This is a genomic window from Streptomyces sp. NBC_01591, assembly GCF_035918155.1.
GTDB lineage: Bacteria > Actinomycetota > Actinomycetes > Streptomycetales > Streptomycetaceae > Streptomyces.
In genome coordinates, this window is sequence record NZ_CP109327.1 from 6552186 (window position 1) to 6568390 (window position 16205).

General features: G+C 69.8%; 18 protein-coding genes. 7 read left to right on the forward strand and 11 right to left on the reverse strand.

From position 1 onward, the window contains the following. Positions 1 to 172 precede the first annotated feature (172 nt). Together recA and recX are read left to right on the forward strand one after the other, a co-directional pair. Positions 173 to 1300, forward strand: coding sequence for a recombinase RecA (gene recA / locus OG978_RS30245; RefSeq protein WP_326768225.1), 1128 nt, complete (start codon positions 173 to 175; stop codon positions 1298 to 1300). A 3-nt stretch (positions 1301 to 1303) separates the two neighbouring features. Beyond that, positions 1304 to 2035, forward strand: coding sequence for a recombination regulator RecX (recX, locus tag OG978_RS30250; protein ID WP_442817765.1), 732 nt, complete (start codon positions 1304 to 1306; stop codon positions 2033 to 2035). A gap of 85 nt (positions 2036 to 2120) precedes the next feature. On the opposite strand, the gene OG978_RS30255 is transcribed toward recX, so the two are convergent. After that, positions 2121 to 2768 (reverse strand): DUF6197 family protein, encoded by a 648-nt coding sequence (locus OG978_RS30255; protein ID WP_326768226.1) that lies wholly within the window; start codon positions 2766 to 2768, stop codon positions 2121 to 2123. A 435-nt stretch (positions 2769 to 3203) separates the two neighbouring features. Between OG978_RS30255 and OG978_RS30260 the strand changes: the two genes are divergently transcribed. Next, entirely contained in the window at positions 3204 to 3386 is a 183-nt protein-coding gene (locus OG978_RS30260) for a hypothetical protein (protein WP_326768227.1), read from the forward strand. A gap of 11 nt (positions 3387 to 3397) precedes the next feature. Here OG978_RS30260 and OG978_RS30265 read toward each other — a convergent pair whose 3' ends face one another. From OG978_RS30265 to OG978_RS30295, 8 genes are all read right to left on the reverse strand, one after another. Next, positions 3398 to 3805: a rhodanese-like domain-containing protein gene (locus tag OG978_RS30265; RefSeq protein ID WP_326768228.1), complete on the reverse strand. Its 408-nt coding sequence runs from the start codon at positions 3803 to 3805 to the stop codon at positions 3398 to 3400. Next, positions 3802 to 4383: a cysteine dioxygenase gene (locus tag OG978_RS30270; protein WP_326768229.1), complete on the reverse strand. Its 582-nt coding sequence runs from the start codon at positions 4381 to 4383 to the stop codon at positions 3802 to 3804. Before OG978_RS30270 ends, OG978_RS30265 begins: the two co-directional genes overlap by 4 nt. A 73-nt stretch (positions 4384 to 4456) precedes the next feature. After that, entirely contained in the window at positions 4457 to 4564 is a 108-nt protein-coding gene (locus OG978_RS48385; protein ID WP_442817766.1) for a putative leader peptide, read from the reverse strand. An 11-nt stretch (positions 4565 to 4575) separates the two neighbouring features. After that, the gene (locus OG978_RS30275; protein ID WP_326768230.1) at positions 4576 to 6189 is read right to left on the reverse strand and encodes an FAD-dependent monooxygenase; all 1614 of its coding nucleotides are present in this window, start codon (positions 6187 to 6189) and stop codon (positions 4576 to 4578) included. A 221-nt stretch (positions 6190 to 6410) separates the two neighbouring features. Further along, positions 6411 to 7310 carry an amino acid ABC transporter permease gene (locus OG978_RS30280; RefSeq protein WP_326768231.1) on the reverse strand — a complete coding sequence of 300 codons (900 nt, stop codon included), beginning with the start codon at positions 7308 to 7310 and terminating at the stop codon, positions 6411 to 6413. Then, positions 7307 to 7972, reverse strand: coding sequence for an amino acid ABC transporter permease (locus OG978_RS30285; protein ID WP_114247033.1), 666 nt, complete (start codon positions 7970 to 7972; stop codon positions 7307 to 7309). The genes OG978_RS30280 and OG978_RS30285 overlap by 4 nt, the downstream gene beginning before the upstream one ends. A gap of 75 nt (positions 7973 to 8047) precedes the next feature. Further along, complete coding sequence (locus tag OG978_RS30290) at positions 8048 to 8884, reverse strand: glutamate ABC transporter substrate-binding protein (protein WP_326768232.1); 837 nt, start codon at positions 8882 to 8884, stop codon at positions 8048 to 8050. Between the two features lie 68 nt (positions 8885 to 8952). Further along, the gene (locus tag OG978_RS30295) at positions 8953 to 9738 is read right to left on the reverse strand and encodes an amino acid ABC transporter ATP-binding protein (RefSeq protein ID WP_326768233.1); all 786 of its coding nucleotides are present in this window, start codon (positions 9736 to 9738) and stop codon (positions 8953 to 8955) included. A gap of 367 nt (positions 9739 to 10105) precedes the next feature. Here OG978_RS30295 and OG978_RS30300 point away from each other — a divergent pair, with 367 nt between their 5' ends. Together OG978_RS30300 and OG978_RS30305 are read left to right on the forward strand one after the other, a co-directional pair. Then, positions 10106 to 10798, forward strand: a complete 693-nt coding sequence (locus OG978_RS30300) for a response regulator transcription factor (RefSeq protein WP_326768234.1) — start codon at positions 10106 to 10108, stop codon at positions 10796 to 10798. Between the two features lie 15 nt (positions 10799 to 10813). Then, positions 10814 to 12208 (forward strand): sensor histidine kinase, encoded by a 1395-nt coding sequence (locus OG978_RS30305; RefSeq protein WP_326768235.1) that lies wholly within the window; start codon positions 10814 to 10816, stop codon positions 12206 to 12208. 50 nt (positions 12209 to 12258) lie between these two features. Here OG978_RS30305 and OG978_RS30310 read toward each other — a convergent pair whose 3' ends face one another. After that, positions 12259 to 13257: a TAXI family TRAP transporter solute-binding subunit gene (locus OG978_RS30310; RefSeq protein ID WP_326768236.1), complete on the reverse strand. Its 999-nt coding sequence runs from the start codon at positions 13255 to 13257 to the stop codon at positions 12259 to 12261. A gap of 130 nt (positions 13258 to 13387) precedes the next feature. On the opposite strand from OG978_RS30310, the gene miaB reads away from it, so the two are divergent. After that, complete coding sequence (miaB, locus tag OG978_RS30315; RefSeq protein WP_326770215.1) at positions 13388 to 14881, forward strand: tRNA (N6-isopentenyl adenosine(37)-C2)-methylthiotransferase MiaB; 1494 nt, start codon at positions 13388 to 13390, stop codon at positions 14879 to 14881. Between the two features lie 72 nt (positions 14882 to 14953). Then, positions 14954 to 15667: a class III extradiol dioxygenase subunit B-like domain-containing protein gene (locus OG978_RS30320; RefSeq protein ID WP_326768237.1), complete on the forward strand. Its 714-nt coding sequence runs from the start codon at positions 14954 to 14956 to the stop codon at positions 15665 to 15667. 84 nt (positions 15668 to 15751) lie between these two features. Here OG978_RS30320 and OG978_RS30325 read toward each other — a convergent pair whose 3' ends face one another. Next, entirely contained in the window at positions 15752 to 16009 is a 258-nt protein-coding gene (locus tag OG978_RS30325) for an antitoxin (RefSeq protein ID WP_326768238.1), read from the reverse strand. Between the last annotated feature and the right edge of the window lie 196 nt (positions 16010 to 16205).

Below are 16205 nucleotides of genomic sequence, written 5' to 3' on the forward strand. Positions count from 1 at the left end.
GTGCGCTTGACAGCAAAATCGAACATCCATTCTCATGGGATTCCGGCCGGGTTTTCCCGGGCCCGACCGTGGAGTTGTCCACAGGCCGGGAGGACGTCGAGGCCCATTGTCAGTGGCAGGGGTTAGCGTCTTTGACGTGAAGCGATCGACTCAAGCAAATCGGGTGGAACCCATGGCAGGAACCGACCGCGAGAAGGCGCTGGACGCCGCACTCGCACAGATTGAACGGCAATTCGGCAAGGGCGCGGTGATGCGCCTCGGTGAGCGGCCGAACGAGCCCATCGAAGTGATCCCCACCGGGTCGACCGCCCTCGACGTGGCCCTCGGTGTCGGCGGCCTGCCGCGCGGCCGTGTGGTGGAGGTGTACGGACCGGAATCCTCCGGCAAGACGACGCTGACGCTGCACGCGGTGGCGAACGCGCAGAGGCTCGGCGGCTCGGTCGCCTTCATCGACGCGGAGCACGCCCTCGACCCCGAGTACGCGAAGAAGCTCGGCGTCGACATCGACAGCCTCATCCTGTCCCAGCCGGACAACGGCGAGCAGGCCCTCGAGATCGTGGACATGCTGGTCCGCTCCGGCGCCCTCGATCTGATCGTCATCGACTCCGTCGCGGCGCTCGTGCCACGCGCGGAGATCGAGGGTGAGATGGGTGACTCGCACGTGGGTCTGCAGGCCCGTCTGATGAGCCAGGCACTCCGCAAGATCACCAGCGCGCTCAACCAGTCCAAGACCACCGCGATCTTCATCAACCAGCTCCGCGAGAAGATCGGTGTGATGTTCGGCTCGCCGGAGACCACGACCGGTGGCCGGGCGCTCAAGTTCTATGCCTCGGTGCGCCTCGACATCCGCCGGATCGAGACGCTGAAGGACGGCACCGACGCCGTCGGCAACCGCACCCGCGTCAAGGTCGTCAAGAACAAGGTCGCGCCGCCCTTCAAGCAGGCCGAGTTCGACATCCTCTACGGCCAGGGCATCAGCCGCGAGGGCGGTCTGATCGACATGGGCGTGGAGCACGGCTTCGTCCGCAAGGCGGGCGCCTGGTACACGTACGAGGGCGACCAGCTCGGCCAGGGCAAGGAGAACGCCCGTAACTTCCTCAAGGACAACCCCGATCTCGCCAACGAGATCGAGAAGAAGATCCTCGAGAAGCTGGGCATCGGCGTCAGGCCCGATGACAGCGCCGCCGAGTCCGGTGCGGACGCGGCAGGCGGTGCCGCAGCTCCGGCCGACAGCGCGAAGTCGGTGCCCGCTCCGGCCGGCAAGGCCAAGCCGGCCAAGACCGCGGCGGCCAAGAGCTAGCCCGTGACGCGTCGTACGGAGTGGCCGGTCAGCGCCACTGACCATCACGCCGGACCCGGTCACGAGATCGCCGCCGGGTACATGGCCGAGTCCGAGGGTGAGTACGAGCCGGAGGCCGGTCCCGGTCGTGGCACGGGCTCGGGCACCGGATTCGGCGAGGGGGCGGGCCGTCGTGCCCGCTCCCGCACCAGGAGCAGCGGCTCCCCTTCCTCGTCGAGGGCCGAGAAGGGGGAGCCGCGAGACCCGGTCGAGCAGGCGCGCAACATCTGCCTGCGCCTGCTCACCGGGACACCGCGCACCCGTAAGCAGCTCGCGGACGCCCTGCGCAAACGGGAGATCCCGGATGAGGCAGCCGAAGAAGTGCTTTCGCGCTTCGAGGATGTCGGGTTGATCGACGACGCGGCGTTCGCGGACGCCTGGGTGGAGTCCCGGCATCACGGACGCGGACTGGCCCGCCGCGCTCTCGTCCGTGAGCTGCGTACCAAGGGGGTGGACTCCGCCGTGATCGACGAGGCCGTCGGGCAGCTCGACTCCGAACAGGAGGAGGCGACCGCCCGCGAGCTGGTTGCGCGCAAGCTGCGCTCCACTCGTGGCCTGGACCGCGACAAGCGGCTGCGCCGCCTTGCCGGCATGCTGGCGCGCAAGGGGTACGGGGAGGGCATGGCCCTGCGCGTCGTGCGGCAGGCGCTGGAGGACGAGGGCGAGGACACGGAAGGCCTGGACGAGCCCTTCTGACCGGGCTCGTGTGGGTTCGTACGAGGGAGAGAGCGCTCCGGGTATCGCCGCCGTGGTCAGGCGGCCTGCGGGAGAGGCGGAGTGATCACTGCCCGGCGCGGGCGGCGCGGGTGATGGTGGCGTCGATCAGGGCGAGCGCATCTGCGGCGGTGCGGCCGGGGCAGCGGTTCCAGGGCCCGATCAGCCCGGTCCAGCCCCGGGAGCGCAACTCGGCGACGAGCCAGGCACCGGCCCGGTCCACGGTGTCGAGGGAGCCGTAGCCCAGGCGGTGCGCGGTGAGGAGAGCGCCGCAGATGCATCGTGCGCCGCGTGTGTTGCGGAGCCGGTACGGGGTGTTCTGCCAGCCCCATTCGGTCAGGATCTGCCTCGCGTAGGCGAGGTGCGTGGAGGGGCGTACCTCGGGCTGGCCGATGCGCCGCCAGGAGTGGAGCCGGTCCGGGAGCACCGCGCCCAGCCTCCCGGGAAGCGGCCGTTCGCGCGGCGCGGTCGCCGGCAGGCCACGGACGGAGTCGGCGATGAGCTGGTCGACCGGCACGGACAGCAGGTCGCGCCAGTCGGTCGGCCGGCGGTCCGGCAGCTGTTCCGCGGCACCGGGGGCAGCGGGAGAGGAAGGCCGTACAGGGTCGGGGGCCGTAGCTTCCCAGCCGGTGATGATCTGCTGCCATGCCGCGGTGTCATGAAGGCGAGCGGCCTTGGCGTCCAGTTGGTCGGGGGTCAGGGTGGGCGTCGGCATGGGTGCGAGGTCTCCGTCACGTCGGTCCTTGGTGTTGAGGTGAATGTCCGTCGGGTACGGGGATTGCTCCACCGGAGCGTGGCGTTCGGGTGTGTCGGGGCGGATTCGGGGGAACGGCCGGCGGCAGAAGGGGTGGGCCCGGTGGAACGCATGAGGGACAGCCCCGCATGAAGAACGCATGAGGGACAGCCCCGCATGAAGACACAGGCACGCTCCAGTGCGCAGGTATCTGTGCACGGAGCACTGTGTGACACATGGCAGAGAAGCCGCTCAGTGCGAGGAACCTGCGCATGGCGGAGAAGCGGCGGCGCGAGTGCGTCGATGTCGCACCCCCTGTGGGCGCCCGCACGGTCCGCATCGGGCCTGTCGTGTCACCGGCCGGGACCACGAGCCCGGCGGCCCGACGACCCCGGCCGCGGCACATGGATAACCTGCTTGCCGCCACTGTCCTGGTCGCCAGGCAGGGCAGCCGCGACGAACGCGGCGCCCACCGTTCTGCCGAGGCTGTACGCGACGGTGGTGGGCGCCGCCGCACTGCTGACACTGGCCGCCACCGCGCTGCCCGGCCGACTCGCACTCAGGGTCCGGCCGATGGAGGCGGCCACGTTCAGGCAGTGAGTCCCGGCCCGTCACACCTCGACTGGCAACCCCGCAGCGCGCCACGCCTGGAACCCGCCGATCAGATCCGTCGCCCGGTGCAGCCCCAACTGTCGCAGGGACGCGACAGCCAGGCTCGACGCGTAACCCTCGTTGCAGACCACCACGACCCGGAGATCGTGGCTCACCGCCTGCGGCGCCCGATGGCTTCCCCGCGGGTCGAGCCGCCATTCGAGCTCATTGCGCTCGACGACCAGCGCCCCCGGAATCAGCCCGTCCCGCTCCCGCAGCTCCACGTAGCGGATGTCCACGAGCAGCGCACCGTCCGCAGCGGCGGCCGCCGCCTCCTGCGGGCCGACCCTGACGAACCCCGCCCGGACGCTGTCCAGCAGATCGTCGATCCCGAGCGGCTCCGTACCGCCCCGGCGGCTGTCACTCACTGCCAGTCCTCCGGCCGTTCGACCTGCTCAAGGCGGAGCAGCGCACCGCTGCGGCTGTAACGCCGGATCCGCGGCAGCGGCGGGTAGTACGCGTGGACGGAGACGGCGTGCTCCGTGGCGGACTCGTTCAGCACCTCGTGGACGTGGTGGCGGCCGAACGCCCGGCCCTGGCCGGTGGCCAGTTCCTGGGAGCGGTCGATGCCCTCGGTGAGTTCGAGGGTCTTCCAGCCGTCGGTGGGCAGCCGGGCGGCCAGCGACAGTTCCCTGAGGGTGCCGGCCGCGGTGGTGAAGGCGCCGATCGAGTCGGCGTGGTCGTGCCAGCCGGTGCCGGTCCCCGGCGGCCAGCCGATCAGCCAGGCCTCGCTGCCGCCCGGGCCTTCGAGCTGGACCCAGGTGCGGCCTTCGGGATCGAGGGGGAGCGAGGCGACGATCTCGGCGTCGGCGGCGACACGGCGGACGAAACCGAGCAGTTCCGCAGCCGTCGGACCGGAACCATCGACGGATGCGGATGCGGATGCGGATGCGGGCCCGGGAACGGGCGCAGGCGTGCTTACAGGGAGTGAGGCAGGGGCAGACACAGAGACCGTCCTGAGGGTTCGCGCGGGCGCCCGCCCGTACGGCAGCGCGCACGGCGGGGCAGGGGAAGGCGATTCAGCAGGACGGCCGACACACGCAGCCCGCATAGCGGACGAGGTCCATATGGACCCTCCGCCACAGGCGCACATCGGTGTCGGTCACGATTCGGAGTACACCATCCACGTCCGCATCGGTCAATTGATGCCCGCAGTCTGGTCGGAACGTACGGCGGCGCGCACCGCTCCGCCACGTACCGCGTCCGCCGCCGCGAAGAGGTCCCGGGGCTGCACCCCGCCGAACGACGCCACGAGATGACCGTCCGGCCTGACCAGGAGCACGGTGTGGGCCGACGCCCCCGGGTAGCTCTCGGTCACCAGCAGCTCGCCCTTCATCGGCAGGGCGTCGACGGCGGCGACGAGGCGGGGCATGACACCGGCGGTCATCCAGTGACGCCGGTCCCAGACCCCGGTCCCGGGGGCCACCAGAATCACCAGCAGATGCCCCTGCCCCAACCGTTCCCGGAGCCGCACGGTCGTGCCGTCGGGGGCCGTCACCCGCACATCGGCCACCGGCGCACCGGGGGGCGTACCCACAGAGGTGTGCGCCTCGGCGCGTGGGGGCGCAAGGGGCGAATGCGAGTACGAGGGGGGCGCACCGAGGGGGCCGCATCCCAGATGTCCGTCGGCGAGCAGCGAATCGTGCTCCCGTGCGCTCCCCGGGACCAGCGTCCGCAGCCCTCCGCCGCCACGCAGTATCGGCAGCGACTGGTCTGCGGCGCGCAGCCGTGCGGCGACCGCGGCCCGGCGCTCGGCCTGGTAGCTGTCGAGCAACACGTCGGAGGCGCCGTGGTGCCAGTCCTGGGCCAGCTTCCAGGCCAGGTTCTCGGCGTCCCGCAACCCCTCGTCGAGCCCCTGGGTGCCCAGCGCGCCCAGCAGATGGGCGGCGTCGCCGGCCAGGAAGGCCCGGTCGACCCGCCAGCGCAGGGCGAGCCGGTGGTGCAGCGTGTACACGCCCGTGTCCAGCAGCTCGTACGGCGGTGTCTCCCCGCACCAGCCCGCCAGGGTGTCCCGGACCCGGGTGATCAGGGCATCCGGGGTGACGAGCTCGCCGCGCGGCGGCAGCAGCCAGTCCAGCCGCCAGACGCCGTCCGGCAGCGGCCGCGCCGTCACCTCGGCGCCACCGGTGCGCCACGGCGGCAGCCGGTGCAGCACGGCCTGTCCGGGCCAGGGCAGCTCGGTACGCAGCGCCGCGACGGCATGCCGCTCCACCGCCGTACGTCCGGGAAACCGGATGTCGAGCAGCTTGCGCACGGTGGACCTGGCGCCGTCGCAGCCCACCAGATAACTCCCGCGCCACCAGGTCGCGTTCGGCTCCCTGGTGTGCACGGTGACGCCGGTGGCGTCCTGCTCCAGGGTGTCGATCCGGCTGTACGGGGCCACCCGCACCAGCTCCTGCGCGGCCACCGCGTCCCGCAGCCCGCGCGCCAGCACGTGCTGGGGCAGATGGATGGGGGCCGGCAGCGGATCACCCTCGGAGGAGTCCTCGCCGAGCGGCAGCTCACGCACCAGCTGCTTGCGCCGCATCGACCGCCACCCGGCCCATCGCACCCCCTCGTGCCGGAGCGCCTTGCAGCCCAGCCGCTCCACCAGGGCCGCGGTGTCCTCGCGCAGCACCACGGTGCGGGCGGGGCGTGTCTCGTCCTTGCCCGGGTCCTCGTCGAGCAGGACGGAGGGAACGCCTTGCGCCGCGAGGGCGAGCGACAGCGCCAGGCCGACCGGCCCGGCACCCACGACGATCACCGGGTCCACGGCGCGACTCCTGAGATCCGTTCAAACGACGCGGACGCGAGGAGCGAGCGGCTCGAAAGGCGGATGGAGGGTTGAGGAGGCGTGGCGGCGGAGAGGACAGGGGGCGCGATCACAGAACGTATGCAACCTACTGCCGGTGCTTGCGTCAAGCGACACCAAAGAGCGGTGAGGGGCGGTGGCAGATCTGCCACCGCCCCTCGGGGACGCATTTCGACGAGCCGTCAGACGGCGCGCTCGTCGTCGACGACGAGCGACGGCGTACCGATGATCTCGGGTGCGCCCCCGGGCGCGGTGCCCTTCCCCTTCTTCTTGCGCCGGAGCCACTGCTCCAGCCAGCTCGCGAACGAGGTGAGCGCGAAGTTCACCAGGAGGTAGATCAGGGCGACGATGGTGAAGCACGCGATGGTGTTCGCGCCGTAGTTCGCAGCCATCGGGCGGACCGAGGCCAGCAGCTCGGGGAAGGTCATCACGGCGCCGCCCAGCGCGGTGTCCTTCACGATGACGACGAGCTGGCTGACGATCGCCGGCAGCATCGCCGTCACCGCCTGCGGCAGCAGCACGAACACCATGGTCTGGCCCTTGCGCATGCCGAGAGCCTTGGCAGCCTCACCCTGACCCTTCGGAAGGGTGTGGATACCGGCTCGCACGATCTCGGCGAGTACGGAGGCGTTGTACAGCACCAGACCGGTCACCACGGCGAACAGGGGACGGTCCTCGGTGCTGATGTTCGTGTACTCCGAGTACACCGCGTTCGCGATGATCATCAGGATCAGCACCGGGATGGCACGGAAGAACTCCACGACCACGCCGGCCGGCACCCGTACCCACCGGTGGTCGGAGAGCCGACCGACACCGAAGAGCGCTCCGAGCGGCAGCGCGATGATCAGGGCGAAGAACGCCGCCTTGAGCGTGCTCTCGAGACCCGGCCAGATGTACGTGACCCAGGGCTGGGAGCTGGTGAAGAAGGGCTTCCACTTGATCCAGTCGAGCTGGTGCTTCTCGGCCAGGCCGTCGTACACCCACCACACCACGGCCGCGGCGCACAGCACGAACAGCACCGTGTACAGGATGTTGCGCTGCTTGGCGCGGGGGCCCTGTGCGTCGTAGAGGACGGAACTCATCGCTTCACCGCCACCTTCTTGCTCACCCAGCCGAGGATCAGGCCGGTTGGGAGGGTCAGAACGATGAAGCCGAACGCGAAGACCGCCGAGATGAGGATCAGCTGGGCCTCGGCCTCGATCATGTCCTTCATCAGGTAGGAGGCCTCGACGACACCGATCGCGGAGGCGACCGTGGTGTTCTTCGTCAGCGCGATCAGCACGTTGGACAACGGGTTGACCACCGCACGGAATGCCTGAGGAAGGATGATCAGCCGCAGTACCTGCGTGAAGCTCAGCCCGAGTGCGCGCGCCGCCTCGGCCTGGCCGACCGGTACCGTGTTGATGCCGGAGCGCAGCGCCTCGCAGACGAAGGCGGCTGTGTAGGCGGCCAGGGCGAGTACGGCCAGCCGGAAGTTGATGTCGTCGATGACATCGGCACCGAGCATGACGCCCAGCGTCTGGTACAGACCCAGCGACGAGAACACGATGATCACGGTCAGCGGAATGTTCCGGACCACGTTCACGTACGCGGTGGCGAAGCCGCGCATCAGGGGGACCGGGCTGACCTTCATGCCGGCCAGCAGCGTTCCCCATATGAGGGAGCCGAGGGCGGAGTAGACGGTGAGCTGCACCGTCACCCAGAAGGCCCCCAGCAGGTCGTAACCTTCAAGAAAGTCGAACACGATCTCCCGCGCTTCCGCGTGTAGGAGGGCACGGCGCGCCGCCGTTCACGGACGGCGCGCCCGGTCAGCCCTGCTTCACTTGACGATGTTGCCGATCTTCGGGGCGGGCTCGTTCTTGTAGTTCGCCGGGCCGAAGTTGGCCTCCACGGCCTTGTCCCAGGAACCGTCCGAGACCATCTTGGTGAGTGCGTCGTTGACCTTCTTCTTGAGGTCGGCGTCGCCCTTCTTCAGTCCGATGCCGTAGTTCTCGTTGGTCATCTTGAAGCCGGCCAGCTTGAACTTGCCCTGGAAGTTCTGCTGCGAGGCGTAGCCCGCCAGGATGCTGTCATCGGTGGTCAGCGCGTCGATGACCTTGTTCTCCAGGCCGGTCAGGCACTCCGAGTAGCCGCCGTACGTCTGGAGCTGCGCCTTCGGGGCCAGCTTGTCCTTGACGTTCTTCGCCGAGGTCGAGCCGGTGACCGAACACAGCTTCTTGTTGTTCAGGTCCTCCGGCGACTTGATCGAATCGTCGTCGGCGCGGACCAGGATGTCCTGGTGGGCCAGCAGGTACGGACCCGCGAAGTCGACCTTCTGCAGGCGCTCGTCGTTGATCGAGTAGGAGGCGGCGATGAACTTCACGTCACCACGCTCGATCGCCGTCTCGCGGTCGGCGCTCTTGGTCTCCTTGAAGACGATGTCCTCGGCCTTGTAGCCGAGCTCCTTGGCGACGTACGTGGCGACATCGACGTCGAAGCCGACGTACTTGCCGTCGGGGGTCTTCAGGCCGATGCCCGGCTGGTCGATCTTGATGCCGATCGTGATCTTCTTGCCGTCGCCCGAGCCGCCGTCCTCCTTGTCGGAGCCACAGGCGGTGGCGGTGAGGGCGAGGGCGAGCACGGCGGCCGAGGCGGCGGTGACCTTACGAAGCTGCATGGTGGTTTTCCCTAGAGTTGACGCGATGTGAGTGATCGGCCGGTCCGGGCCCGGCGGTGCAGGATCAGTCAGTGGTGAAGGATCTTCGACAGGAAGTCCTTGGCCCGGTCACTGCGCGGGTTGCTGAAGAACTGGTCGGGCGTGGCCTCTTCGACGATCTTTCCGTCCGCCATGAAGACGACCCGGTTCGCCGCCGAGCGCGCGAAGCCCATCTCGTGCGTGACGACGACCATCGTCATGCCGTCCCGGGCGAGCTGCTGCATGACCTCCAGCACCTCGTTGATCATCTCCGGGTCGAGCGCGGAGGTCGGCTCGTCGAAGAGGATCACCTTCGGGTCCATCGCCAACGCCCGTGCGATGGCCACGCGTTGCTGCTGACCGCCGGAGAGCTGGGCGGGGTACTTGTCGGCCTGCGTCGCCACACCCACCCGGTCGAGCAGAGTACGGGCCTTGTCCTCGGCGGCCTTCTTGTCCGTCTTGCGGACCTTGATCTGGCCCAGCATCACGTTCTCGAGCACCGTCTTGTGCGCGAAGAGATTGAACGACTGGAAGACCATACCGACATCGGCACGCAGCCCGGCCAGCTCCCTGCCCTCCGCGGGCAGCGGCTTGCCGTCGATCGAGATGGCGCCCGAGTCGATCGTCTCCAAGCGGTTGATCGTGCGGCACAGCGTGGACTTCCCGGACCCGGAGGGCCCGATGACGACCACGACCTCGCCACGGGCGATCGTCAGGTCGATGTCCTGGAGCACATGCAGCGCGCCGAAGTGCTTGTTGACGTTGCTCAGTACGACAAGGTCGTCCGCCGCAGGCGCGGCGTCCCCGGCACCCTTGGTCACTGAAACTCCGCTCATCGGCTTCACGCTCCGTCCTCCTCGGTTGGGAAGGACCCTAGTGACGCAGTGCTACCAGCGTCATTACATCTGAGCGGAAATTGAGGATAACGATCCGGCGGCAACCGGACACTCCGTGTGAACGGGACGCAGGGTGCGATGCCCGCGGCGTACCGGGTGGATAACAGATGGCCGGAAGCGACGGGCGGGCCTTGACTGACCTGCCTCTCATCGGAGTGGATGCCCTGGTACGTCATGACGTGGAACGCCTCGGTACGGGAACCGGTACGGGGAAGTGACGAGGAACGTACGAGAGACCGCACCGACACCTGCCGACGCGTACCGGCACCGCACGATCGAAACCATCGGAGAACCGGAGAGGGAGGCCATGAGACTTCTGCTCGTCGAGGACGACAACCACGTCGCGGCCGCTCTCTCCGCCATCCTGGCCCGGCACGGCTTCCGGGTCGTGCACGCGCGCAGCGGCGAGGAGGCACTGCAGGCGCTGCTGCCCGCGGGCATGGAGCCGTTCGGTGTCGTGCTCCTCGACCTCGGCCTGCCCGACCAGGACGGCTACGAGGTGTGCGGGAAGATCCGCAAGCGCACCTCCACCCCGGTGATCATGGTGACCGCGCGCGCCGACGTACGGTCGCGGATCCACGGCCTCAACCTCGGCGCCGACGACTACGTGGTCAAGCCGTACGACACCGGCGAGCTCCTCGCCCGTATCCACGCCGTCAGCCGGCGCAACGCGCCGGGCGAGGACACCGTGCCCATGCCCGTCGCCGCGCTGCGTCTCGGCCACGTCCACATCGAGCTGCCGACCCGCCGGGTCAGCGTCGACGGATCGGAAGTCCAGCTCACCCGCAAGGAGTTCGACCTGCTCGCGCTGCTCGCCCAGCGCCCCGGAGTGGTGTTCCGCCGGGAGCAGATCATCAGCGAGGTGTGGCGCACGAGCTGGGAGGGCACGGGGCGCACGCTCGAAGTGCACGTCGCGTCCCTGCGTTCCAAACTGCGGCTGCCCGCACTGATCGAGACGGTGCGCGGAGTCGGTTACCGCCTCGTCGCCCCGTCCGCGTAGAGGCGTCCGTCCCAGGTGCGTACCCGGCTGCTTCCCCTGCTCATCGTTCTCATGGCGGGCGTGCTCCTCGCCCTCGGCTTCCCGCTGGCCGTCAGCGTGGCGGCGGCCCAGCAGCAACGCGTCGTCATCGACCGCATCGACGACACGGCACGCTTCGCCGCACTCGCACAGTTCATCACCGAGCGGGCAGCCGGTTACGACGAGCGGCGGCGCACCCTGCGGAGCGAACTCGACACCTACGCATCGGTGTACGGAATCCGCGCCGGTGTCTTCTACCGCGACGACAGCGCCATGGCGAAGGCCCCCGCGGCCTGGCAGCTCCCGATCGAGGGGGAGGGGCGCGAGGCGTTCAAGGAGGCCCTGCTGGGGCGGCGCAGCCACGATCCGCCGCAGGTCTGGCCGTGGCAGGACGGCAGGGTCGTCGTCGCCTCACCCGTCGTACGGGACGGCGATGTCGTCGCCGTCGTGGTCCTCGACTCGCCCACGGCCGAGATGCGCTCGCGCACGCTGCGCGGTTGGTTGCTGATCGCGGCCGGCGAAGCGATCGCGATGCTGGTGGCGGTCGGCGCCGCGATCCGCCTCACCGGCTGGGTGCTGCTGCCCGTGCGGACCCTGGACGCGGCCACCCACGACATCGCCAGCGGGCGGATGAGGTCCCGGGTCGCGGCCTCCGGCGGGCCGCCGGAACTCAGGCGCCTGGCCCGGTCGTTCAACGAGATGGCCGACAACGTCGAGGACGTGCTGGAGCAGCAGCGCGCCTTCGTCGCCGACGCCTCGCACCAGCTGCGCAACCCCCTCGCCGCGCTGCTGCTGCGGATCGAGCTCCTCGCGCTCGAACTCCCCGAGGACAACGAGGAGATCGCCTCCGTGCGCACGGAGGGCAAACGCCTGGCGCAGGTCCTCGACGACCTGCTCGACCTGGCGCTGGCCGAACACGCCGCGGCCGATCTGCAGCTCACGGACATCGGCGCGCTCACCGCGGAGCGCGTCGCGTCCTGGCGGCCGCTCGCCGAGGAACAGGGGGTACGGCTCAGGGCGGACGGCTCGTCCGCGGTGACCGCCTGGGTGGACCCCATCGCGCTGTCGAGCGCCCTCGACGCGATCATCGACAACGCCCTGAAATTCACCCCGGCCGACGAAGAGGTCGTCGTCACGGTCGCTTCCGGCCGCGATGACGTCAGCGTCGTCGTCGCCGACCGCGGGCCGGGCCTGACCGCACAGGAGATGGAACGCGTCGGCGACCGCTTCTGGCGCAGCACCCAGCATCAGAACATCCAGGGCTCCGGCCTCGGGCTCTCGATCTCGCAGGCGCTCCTGGCGGCCGGCGGCGGTTCCCTGAGCTACGCGGCTCATGAGCCGCACGGGCTGCGGGTGACGGTCTCGGTGCCGCGCAACGGCCCGCAGGGCTGAGCGGAACCGCAGCTCCCGCAGGGCTGAGCGGAACAGAAGAAGAGGAACGATCAGGGCTTGACCGAGCGGTAGTAGCGGCTGGCCCCTTCGTGCAGCGGCAGCGGATCGGTGTAGATCGCCGTACGCAGATCCACCAGCTGGGCGGCGTGCACCTCGCGCCCGATCCGGTCCCGGCTGTCGATCACGGTCCGGGTGAACGCCTCCGTCAACGTCGGGTCCGAGCGTTCCGTGGTCACCAGCACATTGGCGACCGCGACCGTCGGCACCGCCGCGTCCTGCTGCGCATTGCGGTAGGCATCGGCCGGCATCATGGCCGAACGGTAGTAGCGGGCGGACCCGCCCGCCGCCTGCAGCTCCTTGATCAGCGGGGCCTCCAGCGGCACCAGCCGGATCGCGAACCGGTCCGACAGCTCCTGCACGGCGGACGTGGGCAGTCCGCCGGACCAGAAGAAGGCATCGAGCCGGTCGTTCTCCAACTGCTCCGGCATCGTGTCGATACCGGCGGAAACCGGTGTCACGTCGTTCGCGGGATCAAGACCCGCGGCGGTCAGCAGCCGGTCGGCGACCAACCGTACCCCCGAACCCCGCTGCCCCACCCCGACACGCTTGCCACGCAGATCCGAGACCTTCCGCACCTCCGAGTCGCGGGGCACGACCAGCTGGATGTAGTCGTCGTACAGCCGCACACAGCCCCGCAGCCGGTCGGCGCCGGGCTTGCCGCTGCGCAGATAGGTGGCGAGGGCATCGGCGGTGGCGATGGTGAAGTCGACCTTCCCGGTCGCCACCCGTGCGATGTTCTGCTGCGAGCCCTCACTGGTCTGCAGCCGTATCGACACCTCGGGCAGATCCCTGGCCAGGTCCCCCTTGAGGCGCTCGCCGTAGCGCTGGTAGACCCCGCTGCGCACACCGGTGCTGAAGGTCAGCGTTCCGGTCGGTTCCGGCTGCCCGAGCGGCAGCAGCCACCACAACAGCAGCCCGAGCGCGACGGCGACGGCGGCGCACGCCTGAAGAACGCGTCGCGTGCCGATACGGGAGAGTGCCTGGAGCATGGCGGCGATCCTGCCAGTCCGCCCCGGCGATGACCAGGGCCGCTCCCCGGCGGCGGGGTATTCATCATCGGGGCCCGGTCGGAGCCCTTACCCTGGACGGGTGAGCGGCAACGACGTGGCTGGTGGAGTAGTGGACGGTTTGAAAACGTACGAGGTGCGCACCTACGGGTGCCAGATGAACGTCCACGACTCCGAGCGGCTGTCGGGGCTGCTGGAGGGCGCGGGTTACGTACGTGCCGCCGAGGGTTCCGACGGTGACGCCGATGTCGTCGTCTTCAACACCTGCGCGGTGCGGGAGAACGCCGACAACAAGCTCTACGGCAACCTCGGCCGGCTCGCCCCGATGAAGACCAAGCGGCCCGGCATGCAGATCGCCGTCGGCGGCTGCCTGGCGCAGAAGGACCGCGACACCATCGTCGAGCGGGCCCCCTGGGTCGACGTCGTCTTCGGTACGCACAACATCGGCAAGCTGCCCGTGCTGCTGGAGCGCGCCCGTATCCAGGAGGAGGCGCAGATCGAGATCGCCGAATCCCTGGAGGCATTCCCCTCCACGCTCCCCACCCGACGCGAGTCCGCCTACGCCGCGTGGGTCTCGATCTCCGTCGGCTGCAACAACACCTGCACCTTCTGTATCGTCCCGGCGCTGCGCGGCAAGGAGAAGGACCGCCGCACCGGCGACATCCTCGCCGAGATCGAGGCCCTGGTCGCCGAGGGCGTCTCGGAGATCACCCTGCTCGGCCAGAACGTGAACGCATACGGCTCCGACATCGGCGACCGCGAGGCCTTCTCCAAGCTGCTGCGCGCCTGCGGGAAGATCGAGGGCCTGGAGCGGGTCCGCTTCACCTCTCCGCACCCCCGCGACTTCACGGACGACGTGATCGCGGCCATGGCCGAGACGCCCAACGTGATGCCCCAGCTCCACATGCCGATGCAGTCGGGCTCCGACACAATCCTCAAGGCGATGCGGCGCTCGTACCGGCAGGAACGCTTCCTCGGCATCATCGAGAAGGTGCGCGCCGCGATGCCGGACGCCGCCATCTCCACCGACATCATCGTGGGCTTCCCCGGCGAGACCGAGGAGGACTTCGATCAGACCATGCACGCGGTCCGCGAGGCGCGCTTCGCCAACGCCTTCACCTTCCAGTACTCCAAGCGTCCCGGGACCCCGGCCGCCGAGATGGAGGGGCAGATCCCCAAGGAGGTCGTCCAGGAGCGGTACATGCGCCTGTCGGCCCTCCAGGAGGAGATCTCCTGGGAGGAGAACAAGAAGCAGGTCGGCCGGACGCTGGAGATCATGGTCGCGGAGGGCGAGGGCCGCAAGGACGGCGCCACCCACCGCCTCTCCGGCCGCGCCCCCGACAACCGCCTGGTCCACTTCACCAAGCCGGACGAGGACGTGCGCCCGGGCGACGTGGTGACCGTCGAGATCAGCTACGCGGCCCCGCACCATCTGCTCGCCGAGGGCGCACCGCCGGCCGTGCGGCGGACCCGGGCCGGGGACGCCTGGGAGAAGCGCAACGCCGCCGAGGCCGCCAAGCCGGCCGGAGTGATGCTGGGACTGCCGGGCATCGGAGCCCCGGCGCCGTTGCCGGCCGCGGCGGCCCCCGGCTGCGGCTGCGACTGACACCGGGGGGCGCCCGACGGAGCCCGACGGCGGCCGACAGGTGTGCCGGGTCCTAGCAGTACGCTGCCCACCATGCTTGTCGCCGCCGCTGTCTGCCCCTGCCCGCCCCTGCTGGTACCCGAGGTCGCTGCCGGTGCCGCGCCCGAGCTCGACACCCTGCGGGACGCCTGCGCCGACGCCGTCGGCGTGCTCGCCGCCGCGCGCCCCGATCTGCTGATCGTGGTCGGCCCCGCGGACCGGCCGGGCCGCGGCCCGCACCCCGAGGGCGCCACCGGCACCTTCAAGGGCTTCGGCGTCGACCTCGGCGTACGGCTCGGTCGCGACCGCGGACCGGTGGCGGACCACTCGCTCCCGCCGTCCCTGTCCGTCGGCGCCTGGCTGCTGGCCCGCGCGGAATGGACCGGTGCGCCGGTCGAGGGGCTGGGCGTGGGGGAGCCGCTGGAGACCGGCCGCTGCACGAGCGCCGGACGGGACCTGGCCGCCAGGGCGGACCGGGTCGCGCTGCTCGTGATGGGTGACGGCAGCGCCTGCCGCACGCTCAAGGCCCCGGGCTATCTGGACGAACGTGCCGAGGCGTTCGACGCGGCGGCCGCCCGTGCGCTGGGCGCGGCGGACCCCGGCGCGCTGATCGCACTGGACGAGTCACTGGCGTACGAACTGAAGGCTGCGGGCCGGGCGCCCTGGCAGGTGCTCGCGGGTGCGGCCCAAGGGACCGGCCTGGCCGGGCGGCTGCTGTACGAGGACGCTCCGTACGGCGTGGGCTACCTGGTCGCCACCTGGTCCTGAACCGCCGCCGCCCGGGGACCGACGGGCGACGGCCGTGCAGCGTTCTCGCTCCACGGCCGTCCGTCGGACTCGATCAATTCTTGGTCAGGAAGCGGGCGGCGGCGTACCGCCCTCGTCCTTGTGGGACCCCTCGTCCTTGTGAGACAGGCGCTCGACCGCGTCCTTGGCCTTCCTCGCTCCGGACTCGATCTTGTCGCTGTACTTGCCCTTGGTCTTTTGGTCGACCGTCCGTGCGGCCTTGTCGAGCCCTTGGTCGATCTTGTCCCCGTGCTGATGCGCGAGTTCGCCGACCTTGTCCTTGGCGGGGCTCAGCTTGGCCTTCAAATTGTCCAGGAAGCCCATCGGGCACCTTCCCTGCTGGGGGACTGCGGTCGGGCGGTTCTTCAAACCATGAAAAACCGCCCATACTTACTATGAATTCTACTGGCCTGCGAGAAGATCCGCGCCGCCCGGGGGGCGCGGCAGGACGGGTCCGGGCCGGGACGGCAATTCCTGTTCACGGCCGGTCACCTCACTCGTTCGGGAAGTGGGGCGGAGG